The sequence below is a fragment of the Burkholderia pyrrocinia genome (genome assembly GCF_022809715.1).
GTDB classification, from domain to species: Bacteria; Pseudomonadota; Gammaproteobacteria; order Burkholderiales; family Burkholderiaceae; genus Burkholderia; species Burkholderia pyrrocinia_C.
In genome coordinates, this window is sequence record NZ_CP094459.1 from 1,240,508 (window position 1) to 1,255,840 (window position 15,333).

8 protein-coding genes are annotated in these 15,333 nt (G+C 67.0%); 1 reads left to right on the plus strand and 7 read right to left on the minus strand.

Translation table 11 applies throughout. From position 1 onward, the window contains the following. Window positions 1-289: 289 nt before the first annotated feature. Window positions 290-1,747: an NYN domain-containing protein gene (locus tag MRS60_RS05940; protein ID WP_243565373.1), complete on the plus strand. Its 1,458-nt coding sequence runs from the start codon at window positions 290-292 to the stop codon at window positions 1,745-1,747. A gap of 86 nt (window positions 1,748-1,833) precedes the next feature. On the opposite strand, the gene MRS60_RS05945 is transcribed toward MRS60_RS05940, so the two are convergent. The 7 genes from MRS60_RS05945 to MRS60_RS05975 form a co-directional block, all read right to left on the minus strand. Continuing rightward, window positions 1,834-2,217: a VOC family protein gene (locus MRS60_RS05945; protein ID WP_034183155.1), complete on the minus strand. Its 384-nt coding sequence runs from the start codon at window positions 2,215-2,217 to the stop codon at window positions 1,834-1,836. A gap of 106 nt (window positions 2,218-2,323) precedes the next feature. Beyond that, window positions 2,324-5,629, minus strand: a complete 3,306-nt coding sequence (locus MRS60_RS05950) for an efflux RND transporter permease subunit (protein ID WP_243565374.1) — start codon at window positions 5,627-5,629, stop codon at window positions 2,324-2,326. A 104-nt stretch (window positions 5,630-5,733) separates the two neighbouring features. Next, the gene (locus MRS60_RS05955) at window positions 5,734-8,847 is read right to left on the minus strand and encodes an MdtB/MuxB family multidrug efflux RND transporter permease subunit (RefSeq protein WP_034183157.1); all 3,114 of its coding nucleotides are present in this window, start codon (window positions 8,845-8,847) and stop codon (window positions 5,734-5,736) included. 15 nt (window positions 8,848-8,862) lie between these two features. Then, window positions 8,863-10,221 carry an MdtA/MuxA family multidrug efflux RND transporter periplasmic adaptor subunit gene (locus tag MRS60_RS05960; RefSeq protein WP_243565375.1) on the minus strand — a complete coding sequence of 453 codons (1,359 nt, stop codon included), beginning with the start codon at window positions 10,219-10,221 and terminating at the stop codon, window positions 8,863-8,865. 255 nt (window positions 10,222-10,476) lie between these two features. Next, complete coding sequence (locus MRS60_RS05965; protein ID WP_034183159.1) at window positions 10,477-11,301, minus strand: IclR family transcriptional regulator; 825 nt, start codon at window positions 11,299-11,301, stop codon at window positions 10,477-10,479. Between the two features lie 634 nt (window positions 11,302-11,935). Next, a complete protein-coding gene (locus tag MRS60_RS05970; RefSeq protein WP_243565376.1) occupies window positions 11,936-13,900 on the minus strand; it encodes a PhoX family protein in 1,965 nt (654 codons plus the stop codon). A gap of 165 nt (window positions 13,901-14,065) precedes the next feature. Then, the gene (locus tag MRS60_RS05975) at window positions 14,066-15,259 is read right to left on the minus strand and encodes an ammonium transporter (protein WP_243565377.1); all 1,194 of its coding nucleotides are present in this window, start codon (window positions 15,257-15,259) and stop codon (window positions 14,066-14,068) included. Window positions 15,260-15,333 lie beyond the last annotated feature (74 nt).

Consider the following 15,333-nt stretch of genomic DNA (forward strand, 5'->3'; position numbering starts at 1 on the left):
AACCGCTCCTTGCTCGATGCGTCATCCTCCCAGATAGGGACGGACGACCGATAACTCAAGTGTAATGTCGAATCGCGGCGGCGGCGCACAGGTAATAAGGGGCGTACCGGCGCGGGCTGTCGGCGAAGGCTTCCCGGTGCAGGCACGCGGCCCCCGCCGACACGGCGCACGTTCGGGCGGTCATTCATTCACACGGATTCGGGAATGACGCGCCGACCGGCTATCATGTGCGCGATGCATTTTTCGACGCTATGTCCTATAACGCGTCGGCCAACCGGTTGGAGTACACATGGCATTACCCCTGGACAACGTCAGCATGGCCGTGTTCTGCGACTTCGAGAACGTCGCGCTCGGCGTGCGCGACGCGAAGTACGAGAAATTCGACATCCAGCCCGTGCTGGAGCGCTTGCTGCTGAAGGGCAGCATCGTCGTGAAGAAGGCCTATTGCGACTGGGATCGCTACAAGGGCTTCAAGGCGTCGATGCACGAGGCGAGCTTCGAGCTGATCGAGATTCCGCACGTGCGCCAGTCGGGCAAGAATTCGGCCGACATCCGGCTCGTCGTGGACGCGCTCGATCTCTGCTACACGAAGTCGCACGTCGATACGTTCGTGATCATCAGCGGCGACTCGGATTTTTCGCCGCTCGTGTCGAAGCTGCGCGAGAACGCGAAGAAGGTGATCGGCGTCGGCGTGAAGAAATCGACGTCGGACCTGCTGGTCGCGAACTGCGACGAATTCATCTTCTACGACGACCTGGTGCGCGAGCAGCAGCGCACGCTCGCGAAGCGCGAACAACAGCAGCGCGCCGGCAACGGCGGCGCGAAGCGGCCCGACGAGCCGTCGCGCAAGCACGACATGGATGCGCGCAAGGCCGAGGCGATCGCGCTGGCGGTCGAGACGTTCGACGCGCTCGCGTCGGAGCGCGACGACGTCGGCAAGATCTGGGCGTCGGTGCTCAAGAGCGCGATCAAGCGCCGCAAGCCGGATTTCAACGAGTCGTACTACGGGTTCCGCGCGTTCGGCAACCTGCTCGACGAGGCGCAGGCGCGCGGTCTGCTCGAAGTGGGGCGCGACGACAAGTCGGGCGCGTTCGTGTCGCGGGCACGTCAGCCGGCGGCTGCGGAGCACGTTGCGGCCGGTGGTGAAGGCGCCGCTGCGCACCACGGCACGCGCGCGGCGGAGCCGGCGCGGGCCGGGCGCGAATCGCGGCGTCGCGGGCAGCGGCCGGAAGCGGCCGTGCACGAAAGCGTGCAGGTCGAAGCGCAGGCGGCGGTCGTTGCCGAAGTCGCCGACGCAGCGGCGGTCGCGCCTGCCGTCACGGCTGATGTGGCCGAACCGCACGGCGACGCGAGCGACGGCCGCAAGCGTGCGCGCAAGAGTGCGGCGAAGAAGACCGGCGCGAAGAAGGGCACCGCCGCGAAGAACGCCGGCCGTCACGAGGCCGGGAAGCCGGACGACACCGCGCATGGCGCGGCGCAGCACGGTGGCGACAAGCACGCGCACGACAAGCATGCCGACGACGCACATCGCGATGCGGGGCATGGCGACGACCGGCACGCCGCGGTGACGCACGCCGAGCCGGCGGCCGGCGATTTCGGCGGCGAGGTTGCCGCGGCGCAGCCGTCGCATGACGCCGCGCCGGTCGAATCGGCTGCCGAAGCACCGGCCGCTGCCAAGCCGAAGAAGCCGGCCCGCAAGGCGGCGCCGCGCGCGCGTCGTCCGCGCAAGACGGCGGCTACCGAGTAAATAAACCGCAGCCGGGCCCGGATCGTCCGAAACAGGACGGCACCCGGCCCGCGCAATACCGGCCGGCGCAACGCCGGCCTGCCGAGCTAACCGTTCAGCACATACGGCCGCGTCATCACTTCGAGGAAATGGCCGTCCGGATCGTCGAAATAGACGCCGCGGCCGCCGTTGTGGCGGTAGATGTCGCCGGGTTGCCGCTTGGCCGGATCGGCCCAGTGCGGCAGCCCGCGCTCGCGAATGCGGGCGAACACGCGGTCGAAACCGGCTTCGTCGATCAGGAACGCGTAATGCTGCGCCGTGATCTCCCCCGTCTTTTCGTAAAAATCGAGCGATACGCCGTTGTCGAGCGCGACGACCAGCATCGCGCCGAACGGCGTCGGCGGCGGCAGTTCCAGAAGCTCGGTGAGGAAGCGGCTCGACGCGTGCTTGTCGCGGCACCAGACGATCGTGTGGTTCAACTGGACGTTCATGGCGTGTTCCGGGGAAGGGCACCGGCGGTGGGCATGGAAACACGATAGCCGATCGCCGCCGGTGTTCAAGCGCGGAAAGCGGCCGCCTGACGGGCGGCCGCTGCCATCATTCCCCGGCGACCGCCGGCCCGCCCGGATTCCGGCGGTTGCGCCGCTTCTCGGCCCACACGCGCAGCCGGTCCATGTACAGATAGACGACGGGCGTCGTATAGAGCGTCAGCACTTGCGACACGACCAGGCCGCCGGCGATCGCGATCCCGAGCGGCGCGCGCAGCTCGGCGCCGTCGCCGCTGCCGAACGCGAGCGGCAGCGCGCCGAGCAGCGCCGCCATCGTCGTCATCATGATCGGACGGAAGCGCAGCAGGCACGCCTCGTGGATCGCGTCGAACGACGACTTGCGGTTGTTGCGCGTCTGGTCGATCGCGAAATCGACCATCATGATCGCGTTCTTCTTCACGATGCCGATCAGCAGGATCACGCCGATCAGCGCGATGATGCTGAACTCGGTCTTGAACAGCAGCAGCGCGAGCAGCGCGCCGACGCCGGCCGACGGCAGCGTCGACAGGATCGTGATCGGGTGGATGTAGCTCTCGTACAGGATCCCGAGCACGATATAGACGGCCAGCAGCGCGGCGAGGATCAGGATCGGCTGGTCGTTCAGCGACTGCTGGAACGCCTGTGCGGTGCCCTGGAAGCTGCCGACGATCGTCGGCGGGACGCCGATCTGCGCCATCGTCTGGTAGATCACCTGCGTCGCCTGCGACAGCGACACGCCGGGCGGCAGGTTGAACGAGATCGTCGTCGCGACGAACAGCCCCTGGTGGTTGACCGACAGCGGCGTCGTGCTCGGCCCGAACGTCGCGATCGACGACAGCGGGATCATCGTCGACTTCGACGTCGATACCGACGCGCCCGACGACGCGCTCGACTTGCCGCTGGCCGCGATCGAGTTGAGCGCCTGGTTGCGCGCGGAATCGGACGCGATCGCCGCGGCGCTCTGCGCGGCCGTGCCGGCGCTCGACGTGCCGGCCGACGTCGCGACGTAGGTGCCGGCTGCCGCATTGGTGGTCTGCGAGCCGTTCGCGCTGCCGCCCGACGTGCTGATCCATACCTGGTTCAGCATCTCGGGGCTCTGCCAGTATTTCGGCGCGACTTCCATCACGACGTGGTACTGGTTCAGCGGGTTGTAGATCGTCGAGACCTGGCGCTGGCCGAACGCGTCGTACAGCGTGTTGTCGATCTGCGCGGGCTTGATGCCGAACCGCGCGGCCGTCGCGCGGTCGATCGTCACCATCGCTTCGAGGCCGCCTTGCTGCTGGTCGGAGTTCACGTCGGTCAGCTCGGGGCGCTTTTGCAGCGCCTCGGTCAGGATCGGCGCCCACTTGTACAGGTCGGCGCTCGAATCGCCGAGCAGCGTGAACTGGTACTGCGCGTTGCTCTGCCGGCCGCCGACGCGGATGTCCTGCGCGGCCTGCAGGAATGTGCGCGCGCCCGCGACGTCCGCCAGCGGCGGGCGCAGTTGCTGGATCACCTGGTCGGCCGACAGCTTGCGCTCGGTGCGGTCCTTCAGCGTGACGAACATGAAGCCCGAGTTGGTCTGCGTGCCGCCGGTGAAGCCCGCGACGCTCTTCACGTTCGGATTGCTCTGCACGATCCGCATCATTTCGGAGAACTTCAGCTTCATCGCCTGGAACGACGTCGACTGGTCGGCCTGGATGCCGCCGATCATCAGCCCGGTGTCCTGCTGCGGGAAGAAGCCCTTGGGCACGACGATGTACAGGTAGACGTTCAGCCCGATCGTGGCGAACAGGGTCATCAGGATCAGCAGCGGCCGGCGCAGCGCCCACGACAGCGAGCGCTCGTAGCCGCGCTGCATGCGTGCGAAGCCGCGCTCGAGGAAGCGCCCGAAGCGGCCTTCGTTTCGCGGGTCGTGCGACTCGGGCAAGAGGCGCGCGCACATCATCGGCGTGACGGTGAGCGACACCGCGAGCGATACGGCGATCGCGAGCGACAGCGTCAGCGCGAACTCGCGGAACAGGCGCCCGACGATGCCGCCCATCAGCAGGATCGGCAGGAACACGGCGACGAGCGAGATGCTCATCGACAGCACCGTGAAGCCGACCTCGCGCGCGCCGTCGAATGCGGCCTGCATCCGCGACTTGCCGTTCTCGATGTGCCGCGAGATGTTCTCGAGCACGACGATCGCGTCGTCGACGACGAAGCCGGTCGCGACGATCAGCGCCATCAGCGACAGGTTGTCGATCGAGAAGCCGAGCAGGTACATCGCGCCGAACGTGCCGATGATCGAGATCGGCACCGCGACGCTCGGGATCAGCGTCGCGCGCCAGTTGCGCAGGAACAGGAACACGACCATCACGACGAGGCTGACCGCAATCAGCAGCGTGTGCTGGGTGTCCTTCAGCGATGCGCGGATCGTCGTCGACCGGTCGAGCACGGGCGTGACCGTGATGTCGGCCGGCAGCGACGCGGTGAGCTGCGGCAGCGCCGCGTGCACGCGGTCGATCGTCTCGATGATGTTCGCGCCGGGCGAGCGGTACAGGATCACGAGCACCGCGCGCTTGCCGTTCGCGAGGCCCAGGTTGCGCAGATCCTCGACCGAATCGACGACGTCGGACAGGTCGGACAGCCGCACGGCCGAGCCGTTGCGGTATGCGACGACGAGGTCGCGGTATTGCGACGCGTCGGAGGCCTGGTCGTTCGTATAGAGCTGGTAGCGCTGCGGGCCGAATTCGATCGCGCCCTTCGGTGCGTTCGCGTTTGCGGACGCGAGCGCCGCGCGCACGTCCTCGAGGCCGATCCCGTAGTGGAACAGCGCCTGCGGTTCGAGTTCGACGCGCACGGCCGGGTTGGCGGAGCCGCTGACCGACACCTGGCCGATCCCGTCGATCTGCGACAGCGATTGCTGCAGCACCGTCGACGCCGCGTCGTACAGCTTCGCCGGCGACGAGGTTTCCGACGTGAGCGACACGACCATGATCGGCGAATCGGCCGGGTTGACCTTGCGGTAGGTCGGGTTGCTCTTCAGCGCGGCGGGCAGGTCGGCGCGCGCCGCGTTGATCGCGGCCTGCACGTCGCGCGCGGCGCCGTCGATGTCGCGGTTCAGGCCGAACTGCAGGATGATCCGCGCGTTGCCGACCGTGCTCGTCGACGTCATCTCGGAGACGTCGGCGATCGAGCCGAGATGCCGCTCGAGCGGGCTCGTCACGCTGGTCGCGACGGTCTCGGGGCTCGCGCCGGGCAGCGACGCCTGCACCGAGATGGTCGGGAAGTCGACCTGCGGCAGCGGCGACACCGGCAGCTTGATGAACGCGAACAGGCCCGCGAGTGCGACGCCGAGCGCGAGCAGCGTGGTCGCGACAGGGCGGGTGATGAAGGGGCGCGACAGGTTCATGTCGGCACTCGCTGGGCCGCCGCGTATTCCGACGGATGCGTTTTCGGCAGATGGGGGGGCTGCGCCCCCCCACGCGAACGAAGTGAGCGTGGGGGTCGTTTCATTTACGCATCCGTGCGCGTGCCGGCACCGGGGCCGTGGCGTTCGAACCAGCCGCGCACGCGGCGCGCGAGCGAGTCGAAGCCGAGGTAGATCACGGGCGTCGTGAACAGCGTCAGCACTTGCGACACGATCAGGCCGCCGGCGATCGCGATCCCGAGCGGCTGGCGCAGCTCGGAGCCCGCGCCGGAGCCGACGATCAGCGGCACCGCGCCGAGCAGCGCGGCGAGCGTCGTCATCAGGATCGGCCGGAAGCGCAGCAGGCACGCCTGGAAGATCGCCTCGCGCGCCGGCTTGCCTTCGACGCGCTCGGCCTCGAGCGCGAAGTCGATCATCATGATCGCGTTCTTCTTCACGATGCCGATCAGCAGCACGATGCCGATGATCCCGATGATGTCGAGGTCGTGCCCGGTGATCATCAGCGCGAGCAGCGCGCCGACGCCGGCCGACGGCAGCGTCGACAGGATCGTGATCGGGTGGATGTAGCTTTCGTACAGCACGCCGAGCACGATGTACATCGTGATGATCGCCGCGAGGATCAGGAAGATCTGGTTCGACAGCGATGCCTGGAATGCGAGTGCCGCGCCCTGGAAGCGCGTCTGGAACGACGCAGGCAGCGCGATGTCCTTCTCGGCGGCCTCGATCGCCTTGACGGCCTCGCCGAGCGACGCGCCGGGTGCGAGGTTGAACGAGATGGTCGTCGACGGGAACTGCGACAGGTGCGCGACCAGCAGCGGCGACGGCCGCTCGTGGAACGACGCGATCGACGACAGCGGCACCTGGCCGCCGCCGGCCGACGGCAGGTAGATGTCGTTCAGCGATTGCGCGTAGTGCTGCTCCTTCGGTTCGGACTCGAGAATCACGCGGTACTGGTTCGACTGCGTGAAGATGGTCGACACGATGCGCTGGCCGAACGCGTCGTACAGCGCGTTGTCGACGGTTGCCGGCGTGATGCCGAAGCGCGCGGCGCTCGCGCGGTCGATCTCGATGTAGACGGACTGGCCGTTGCTCTGCAGGTCGGTCGCGACGTCGGCGAGCGACGGTTCCTGCTGCAGCCGCGCGACGAGCTTCGGCACCCAGGTCGCGAACTCGTCCGAGTTCGGGCTCGTCAGCATGAACTGGTACTGCGTCGGGCTGACGGTCGAGTCGATCGTCAGATCCTGCACCGACTGCATGAACAGCGAAATGCCCGTGATGTTCGCGACGCGGTGCTGCAGGTCGCGGATGATCTGCGCCGCCGTCTCGGAGCGCTCGTCGCGCGCCTTCAGGTTGATCAGCATCCGGCCGCTGTTCAGCGTGATGTTGCTGCCGTCGACGCCGATGAACGACGTGAGGCTGACGACGTTCGGATCCTTCAGGATCTCGGTCGCGAGCGCCTGCTGGCGTTCGGCCATCGCACCGTACGAGATCGACTGCGGCGCCTGCGTGATCGCCTGGATCACGCCGGTGTCCTGCGCGGGGAAGAAGCCCTTCGGTATGTAGACGTAAAGCAGGCCGGTCAGCACGAGCGTCAGCAGCGCGACGACGAGCGTCGAGCGCTGGCGGTTCAGCACCCATTCGAGCGCGACCGCGTAGCGCGCGATCACCCAGTCGATCGTCTGGTGCACGCGCGCCTCGAAGCGGTGGCTCTCCGGCGGCGGCGAATGGCGCAGCAGCTTCGCGCACATCATCGGCACGAGCGTGAGCGACACGATCGCCGAGATCACGATCGTCACCGCGAGCGTGATCGCGAATTCATGGAACAGGCGCCCGACCACGTCGCCCATGAACAGCAGCGGGATCAGCACCGCGATCAGCGACACCGTCAGCGAGATGATCGTGAAGCCGATCTGCCGCGAGCCCTTCAGCGCGGCCTCGAGCCCCGATTCGCCTTCCTCGACGTAGCGCGCGATGTTCTCGATCATCACGATCGCGTCGTCGACGACGAAGCCGGTCGCGATGGTGAGCGCCATCAGCGACAGGTTGTTCAGCGAGAAGCCGGCCAGGTACATCACCGCGAGCGTGCCGATCAGCGACAGCGGCACCGACAGGCTCGGGATGATCGTCGCGTAGACGTTCGCGAGGAACAGGTACATCACCAGCACGACCAGCCCGACCGCGAGCAGCAGCTCGAACTGCACGTCGCGCACGGCCGCGCGGATCATCGTCGTGCGGTCGGTGACGATCTGCACGTCGAGCGCGGCCGGCAGCGTTTCCTGCAGCTTCGGCAACTGCGCCTTGATCGCGTCCACCGTCTGGATCACGTTCGCGCCGGGCTGGCGCTGCACGTTCAGGATGATCGCGGGCTCCGAATTCACCCACGCGCCGAGCTTGGTGTTCTCCGAGCCGGCGACGACCGTCGCGACGTCGGTGAGCATCACCGGGCGGCCGTTCTTGTACGCGACGACGGCGCTGTTGTACTGGTCGGCGCTCGTGAGCTGGTCGTTCGCGTTGATCGTGTAGGCGCGCGTCGGGCCGTCGAAGTTGCCCTTCGGCGTGTTCACGTTCAGGTTCGAGATCGTCGTGCGCAGGTCGTCGAGGTTCATCCCGTACTGCGCGAGCGCGGTCGGGTTCGCCTGGATCCGCACGGCCGGGCGGTTGCCGCCCGACAGGCTGACGAGGCCGACGCCCGCGATCTGCGAGATCTTCATCGCGAGCCGCGTGTCGGCCAGATCCTGCACCTGCGTGAGCGGCAGCGTCTTCGACTTGACGGCGAGCGTGATCACCGGCGCGTCGGCCGGATTGACCTTCGCGTAGATCGGCGGGGCAGGGAGGTCGGACGGCAGCAGGTTGCCGGCCGCGTTGATCGCGGCCTGCACTTCCTGCTCGGCGATGTCGAGCGGCAGGTCGAGCGAGAACTGCAGCGTGATCACCGACGCGCCGGCCGAGCTTTGCGACGACATCTGGTTCAGCGACGGCATCTGCCCGAACTGCCGTTCGAGCGGCGCGGTGACCGACGAGGTCATCACCTCCGGGCTCGCGCCCGGGTAGAAGGTCTGGACCTGGATCGTCGGATAGTCGACCTCGGGCAGCGCGGCGAGCGGCAGGAAGCGCAGCGCGACGAGGCCGGCCAGCATGATCGCCGCCATCAGGAGGGCGGTGCCGACCGGCCGGAGAATGAAGAGGCGGGATGGATTCATCGAGCGGCCCGCGCGTTATCGGGCCGCTGCTTGCGACGCGCCGTGCGGGTGTCCGCCGCGATGGCCGCCGGCGCCCGATGCACCCGACGCCGCGCCGGCGCCGCGCGCGCCCGACGCGCCTTTCGGCTTGTCGGCCGGGATCGAGATCTTCGCGCCTTCGCGCAGGCGGTCGGAGCCGTCGGTCACCACGCGCTCGCCGAGCGCGATGCCGCTGACGATGCTCGTGCGTTCGCCGTCGACCGGGCCGGGCTTGACCTTGCGCACCGTCACCGTGTTGTCGGGTTTCACGACGTAGACGAACTGGCCGATCGAACCCGTCAGCACCGCGGACGTCGGCACGATCGTCGCATCGCGCATCACGTCGACGAGCAGCCGCGTGTTCACGAACTGATTCGGGAACAGCATGCCTTCCTTGTTATCGAAGTTCGCGCGCAGCTTGACCGTGCCCGTGCTCGTGTCGATCTGGTTGTCGAGCGTCGCGAGCGAGCCCGTCTCGAGCGGCACCGTGTTGTCGCGGTTGTATGCGGTGACCGACAGCTTCTGGCCCGCGTTCACCTGCTTGAGGATCTGCGGCAGGTTGTCTTCCGATGTCGTGAAGATCACGCTCATCGGCTGCAGCTGCGTGATCACGACGATGCCGGTGCTGTCGCCCGGCGTCACGTAGTTGCCGGGGTCGACCTGGCGCAGGCCGACGCGGCCCGACACGGGCGCCGTGATGCGTGCATACGTGAGGTTCAGCTTCGCGGAATCGATCGCGGCCTGGTCGGTCTTCACCGCGCCTTCGTATTGCTTGACGAGCGATTTCTGCGTATCGACGGTTTGCGAAGCGATCGAGTCCTGCGACAGCAGCGTCTGGTAGCGCTTCAGGTCGAGGCGCGCTGTCGCGAGCAGTGCCGAGTCGCGCGCGAATGTGCCTTCGGCGTTCTCGAGCGACACCTGGTACGGGCGCGGGTCGATCTGCGCGAGCACGTCGCCTTTCTTGACGATCTGGCCTTCCTGGAACGACACCGACTGCAGATAGCCCGACAACTGCGTCTTCACCGTCACGTTCGCGAGCGGCGTCACGGTGCCGAGCGCGGACAGCACGATCGGCATCTCGCCCTGCGTCGCGGTCGCCACCTGCACCGGCTGCGGAACGTTCGCCATCGCGGCGGGGCCGCCGCGGCCGCGATGGCCGCCGGCGCCGCTCGCGCCCTGGGCCGCGCTGCCGGCACCCGGCTGGGCCGCCGACGTGCGGTTCCACGGGTGCCACCACAGCAGGCCGCCGATGACGACGACCGCGAGCGTCCCGATCATCAGCGTGCGGCGCGGGCGCCGTGCGGCGGGAGATGCGGGATCTTTCGAAGGGGGCGTGGGATTTTGTTCGTTATCCATCGTGTTCTGTCAGGAAGACGGCGCGGCGTGCCGGGAATCGGACTGCTCTTGGCTGCGCGTGGGCGAGCGGTGCCGGGAGGGGCAACCCGGCTCGGTCCGGTGCCCTCCCGACCCGCGCGGGAAAAGAGCTGTGCGCACCGCGAATGCGGCGCGACGATGGGCATGATCCTACGTGCCGTCCCCGTTACAGTCCAGCGGTCTATCTTTCAACGGGTTACGGTCGTTACAGAACGCGTCGGCACGATGACGGAACGATTACACGCTGATGCGCCGGGCCGGCGCGCCGCCGATCTCGCGGGTGATTTTCGCGATGCATTCGTGCAGTGCGGGTACGACATGTTCCTGTAGCCATTCGGGCGGACACTGGTGCGACGCACCGCCGCAATTCACCGAATAGCGCTGGCCCGACGGGCCGACGAAACCGGCCGCGACCGCATTCAGGCCCTCGCGCCATTCGCCGATCGCGATCGCGTGGCCTTCGCGCATCGCTTCGTCGAGCGCGGGATTGAGTCTTGCGGACACATGCGGCCAGTCGTCGCCCGCCGTCGTGCGCAGCGAGTCGAGCAATTGGCGCCGCTCGTCGTCCTCGAGTGCCGCGAGATACGCGCGGCCGACGGCCGTGCGCGCGATGTCCATCCGCGAGCCGATTTCGAGGCGCGTGACGAGCACGGCCGAGCGCGGCCGGATCACGTCGATCGCGACCATGTCGAGCCGGTCGCGCACCGCAAGGTGCACGGACAGCGACGTGCGTTCGGCCAGCTCGATCATGAACGGCCGCGAACGCGCGCGGATGTCGAAGTTGCGCAGGAAGCCGTGGCTCAGCTCGAGCACCGACGCGGTGAGCACGAAGCGCTCGCTGTCGGGCAACTGGAACAGGAAGCCGGCGCTGACCAGCGTCGCGGTGATGCGCGACACGGTCGGCTTCGGGATGCCGGTCAGTTCGGTCAGCTCGCGGTTGCTGACGGGCGCGTCGGCAGCCGCGATGCGGCGCAGCACGGCAAGGCCGCGGGCGAGCGCGGTGATCTCGTCGGGCGACGATTCACGGTCCCGGGACGCGGAAGGGGTTACAGTTGTCGACACGAGGGGTTCTCTCTATTTCCGAAACTCGATTTCAATTTTGTTGGTATTGTAGGACGATTGTCAAAAGATGCATGTTCCATGGGTGAACCGGTCATTGGATGAGATTTTGCGGGTTCACCCTTGGTTTATTAGGAAAACGCTCAAAGGAGCATTGCCGGAAAGTGCATGAGCCGGTGCAAATACCGCTTGACTTGTCGGGCGGAAACGGAAAGAATGTCTCACGTTTTCGAAACATCGTTTCAGGAGTTTAACCGGCAACGGTGTTTCGCGCAGTCTCTCAGGTTCTAGCACGGCCCTCGGAATGGCTAGAACTTTTTTAGCGCCACGGTCTCCGTGGCGCTTTTTTTTGCCCGTCCGCCCGGACGCGTCAGGCCCGTATTATCCCCCGATCGCAGAAAACGCCCGTCCGAACGTCCGGCGGAGCATGCTTGCGCGCGATGCATTCGCGGCAGGTTCGATTCGCGCGCGCAAAAAAAAAGCGCGATGCCCGCACTGGGCATCGCGCACAAACCGGCGTGGAGCGCCGACGAATGAACGGTGATGAAGAAAGGGACGCCCGGTTAGGGGCGCCCGGCTAGGGACGCCCGGTTAGGGGCGCCCGGCCAGGGACGCAAGGCCCCCTCGAGCGAAGCGGTCAGGCCTTCGCGAGCTTGATGCTGGTCTGCTCGGCCGTCAGGTAGCCGACGCTGGCGCCGAAGCGGTCCTTGAAGTTCGCGCGCACGAGCGGGTCGAGCGTCGGCTTGACCTTGTCGTGCAGCGGCGTTTCCCAGTCGCCCGCGTGCTGGAAGTTGCTCATGACGTAGGTCCAGCCGTTGATCTCGTCGACCGCGTGCAGGCCCGTCGATTCGGCGCCGGCCGGGCACGACAGCACGCGCACGAGCGATTTCGTGTCGACGTTGTAGGCCCACAGGAAGTTGTTCACGTGCATGCCCGAGTCTTCGCCGATGAAGAGCGTGCGCAGCTTCTCGGAGAACTTCAGGTTGTCCGGGTTCGCGATCTTGTCCGGGTTCGCGAGGTTGCCGAGCCCGTCGGCCGCGGCGAGATCCTCGCCGACGAGCGCGGCCGGCGCGCCCATGTCGACCGGCACCCATTCGCTGTCGATCGCGCCGCCCGTCGTGTCGCGCTGGCTACCCTTCAGGTTCAGCGCATAGACGGCGCCCGCGGCGATTTTCTTGTCGACCGCGACGTCGCGCGACACCGCGTTGCCCTTGACCATCGACGTCTCGATCCGCGACATCGCCGTATAGACGATCTTGTCCTTCGCGTTCACGGTCGTGCCTTCGAGCTTCGTGAACGCCATGCTGCCGCCGAGCAGCGCCGCGTAGCGGTGCGTCTCCAGGAACGCGGCCGCCTTCTCCATCCCCGGCTTCACGCGCATCCAGTTGAACTTGCCGCCGAAGTGGATCTTCGTGTAGCTCGCATCGTTCGGGTCGGTGGTCGTCAGGTCCATGATGTCCGACGCCTTCAGCGTGTTCGCGAGCGCTTCGATCTCGCTGCTCGTCGCGTGGCCGATCCTGATCCACGTCAGCGTCGCCGTGCCCGCGCCGGCGGACGACGTCTGCGCCCACTTTGCGACGTACAGCGTGCCGGCCGACAGGTCGGCCGCCTTGTCGGCGACGAACATGAACAGGCCGCCGTTGGTTGCGTCGTCGCCCATCATCACGGTGCGCTGGTCCGGCATCACCTGGATCAGCTCGTGCGAGATGCGGCCGAGGCAGTAGTGCTTCTTCACGGTGCCCGTGCCGTCCGCGTTCACGGTGATCTCGGGCAGGTGGCCGTAGTGGTAGGGGTTCGCCTTCGTCTCGTCGCCGAACGTGTTCTTGCTGAACGCCTTGAACTGCGCGTCGGTCGCGGCCTTCGTCGCGTCCGGCTCGTACTCCTCGCTCGACAGGTGCGTGCCCCACGGCGACAGGCTCGCACCGCAGGTGATCCACAGGCCGTGCGCGTTCGACGTGTCGACGTTGTGGTACTTGACGACCTTCAGCGCGCCGGTGGCCGGATCCTGGTCGAGCGTGAGCACCGCGATCGGCGACGGCAGCTGGCCGTACTGCGATGCGCTGGCACGGTCGCGCGTCGTGTATTCGAACTGCACGACCGCGAACACCGTGTTGCCCTTCACGCCGGGCACGTTCGCATTCTTCAGCGTGAGCAGCGAGCTGCCGTCCGGGCAGTCGGAATAGAACTGGCGCTCCTTGCCGGCTACCGAGCGATCGATGATCGGCTGGTTGTTGATGTCGTAATAGCCGCCCGCGAGCGTCGTGCCGCCCTTGCCGTCCGGCACCATGTCGCCCGTCACGAAGAACGGCCGGTACGCGAGCTTGAAGTTGCGCGACGAACCGTCCGAGAACGACACCGACAGCGTCGAGCCGACCGTCGTCGTGGCCATTGCGGCCGCGTTGTCGAGCGTGGGTGCGGCCATCGCCGAGAACGTCGCCGACGTATAGGCGGCGGCGACCGGGGCCGGCGTCGACGTCGGATTGTCGTCGCCGCCGCAACCCGTCAGCAGGGCCGGCAGCGCGAGGCCGGAAAGGGGAAGCATCGGCGCGCCGGCGAGGATCTTCAGGGCCTGACGACGGGCAGCATTGGGCAACGCGGGCATGTGGAGTCCAGTTTCAGTTGTTGGAAGAATGGCCTTCGCGAAGCGCAAGCAGGCGATCGGCAAGCTCCGCGAAGGCAAAGTGAAAACTGGACGGAAGTGTAAGGACGCTCGATGAAAGTTTTTTGAATCGAAAACGTAATGCTGCGTCGGGCGTTCGTCAGGCGCTCAGTCGCGTTCGGGCGTCGCCGAGATCCGGTGGATCGACAGGTCCGCGCCGTCGAATTCGGCTTCGCGGTCGAGGCGCAGCCCGACGGTCGCCTTCAGCGCGCCGTAGACGAGCGTGCCGCCGGCGGTTGCGATCGCGATGCCGCCGAGTGTGCCGACGAGCTGCGACAGGAACGACACGCCGCCGAGACCGCCGAGCGCGGGCAGGCCGAACACGCCGGCCGCGATGCCGCCGAGCGCGCCGCACATCCCGTGCAGCGGCCACACGCCGAGCACATCGTCGATGCGCCACTTGTTCTGCACGCAGGTGAACATCGCGACGAACAGCGCGCCGGCCGCCGCGCCCGTGACGAGCGCGCCGATCGGGTGCATCACGTCGGAGCCCGCGCACACCGCGACGAGGCCCGCGAGCGGCCCGTTGTACGTGAAGCCCGGATCGTTGCGGCCCGCCATCCACGCGGCGAGCGTGCCGCCGACCATCGCCATCAGCGAGTTCACGGCGACGAGGCCGCTGATCTTGTCGAGCGTCTGCGCGCTCATCACGTTGAAGCCGAACCAGCCGACCGCGAGCACCCATGCGCCGAGCGCGAGGAACGGGATGTTCGACGGCGGGTGCGCGGCGATCCGGCCGTCCTTCGCATAACGACCGTGGCGCGCGCCGAGCAGCAGCACGGCCGGCAGCGCGACCCAGCCGCCGAACGCATGCACGACGACCGAGCCCGCGAAATCGTGGAACGGCGCACCGAACGCGTGCGTGAGCCAGGCCTGCACGCCGTAGCGTTCGTTCCATGCAATCCCTTCGAAGAACGGATAGATGAAGCCGACGATGATCAGTGTCGCGACGAGCTGCGGATTGAACTTCGCGCGCTCGGCGATGCCGCCGGACACGATCGCGGGAATGGCCGCAGCGAAGGTCAGCAGGAAGAAGAAGCGCACGAGCGCGTAGCCGTTGTGCTGCGACAGCGTGCCGATGTCGTCGAAGAACTCGACGCCGTACGCGATCGTGTAACCGATGAGGAAGTACGCGAGTGTCGACACCGAGAAGTCGACCAGGATCTTCACGAGCGCGTTGACCTGGTTCTTCTTGCGGACCGTGCCGAGTTCGAGAAATGCGAAGCCCGCGTGCATCGCGAGCACCATGACGGCGCCGATCAACAGGAACAGTGTGTCGACGCCGGATTTCAGACCATCCATGCCGTGGTTTCCTTGCGCAAAAAACGGGCGAGGAACGCAAGTATCGAGCCAACTTGGTGAACGGTTGCGTGGAA

Bases quoted from the DNA above. Each gene is read 5' to 3' on its own strand.
- MRS60_RS05940 (WP_243565373.1), top strand. From the start codon at position 290: ATGGCATTACCCCTGGACAACGTCAGCATGGCCGTGTTCTGCGACTTC.
- MRS60_RS05945 (WP_034183155.1), bottom strand. From the start codon at position 2,217: ATGAACGTCCAGTTGAACCACACGATCGTCTGGTGCCGCGACAAGCAC.
- MRS60_RS05955 (WP_034183157.1), bottom strand. From the start codon at position 8,847: ATGAATCCATCCCGCCTCTTCATTCTCCGGCCGGTCGGCACCGCCCTC.
- MRS60_RS05975 (WP_243565377.1), bottom strand. From the start codon at position 15,259: ATGGATGGTCTGAAATCCGGCGTCGACACACTGTTCCTGTTGATCGGC.
- MRS60_RS05960 (WP_243565375.1), bottom strand. From the start codon at position 10,221: ATGGATAACGAACAAAATCCCACGCCCCCTTCGAAAGATCCCGCATCT.
- MRS60_RS05950 (WP_243565374.1), bottom strand. From the start codon at position 5,629: ATGAACCTGTCGCGCCCCTTCATCACCCGCCCTGTCGCGACCACGCTG.
- MRS60_RS05970 (WP_243565376.1), bottom strand. From the start codon at position 13,900: ATGCCCGCGTTGCCCAATGCTGCCCGTCGTCAGGCCCTGAAGATCCTC.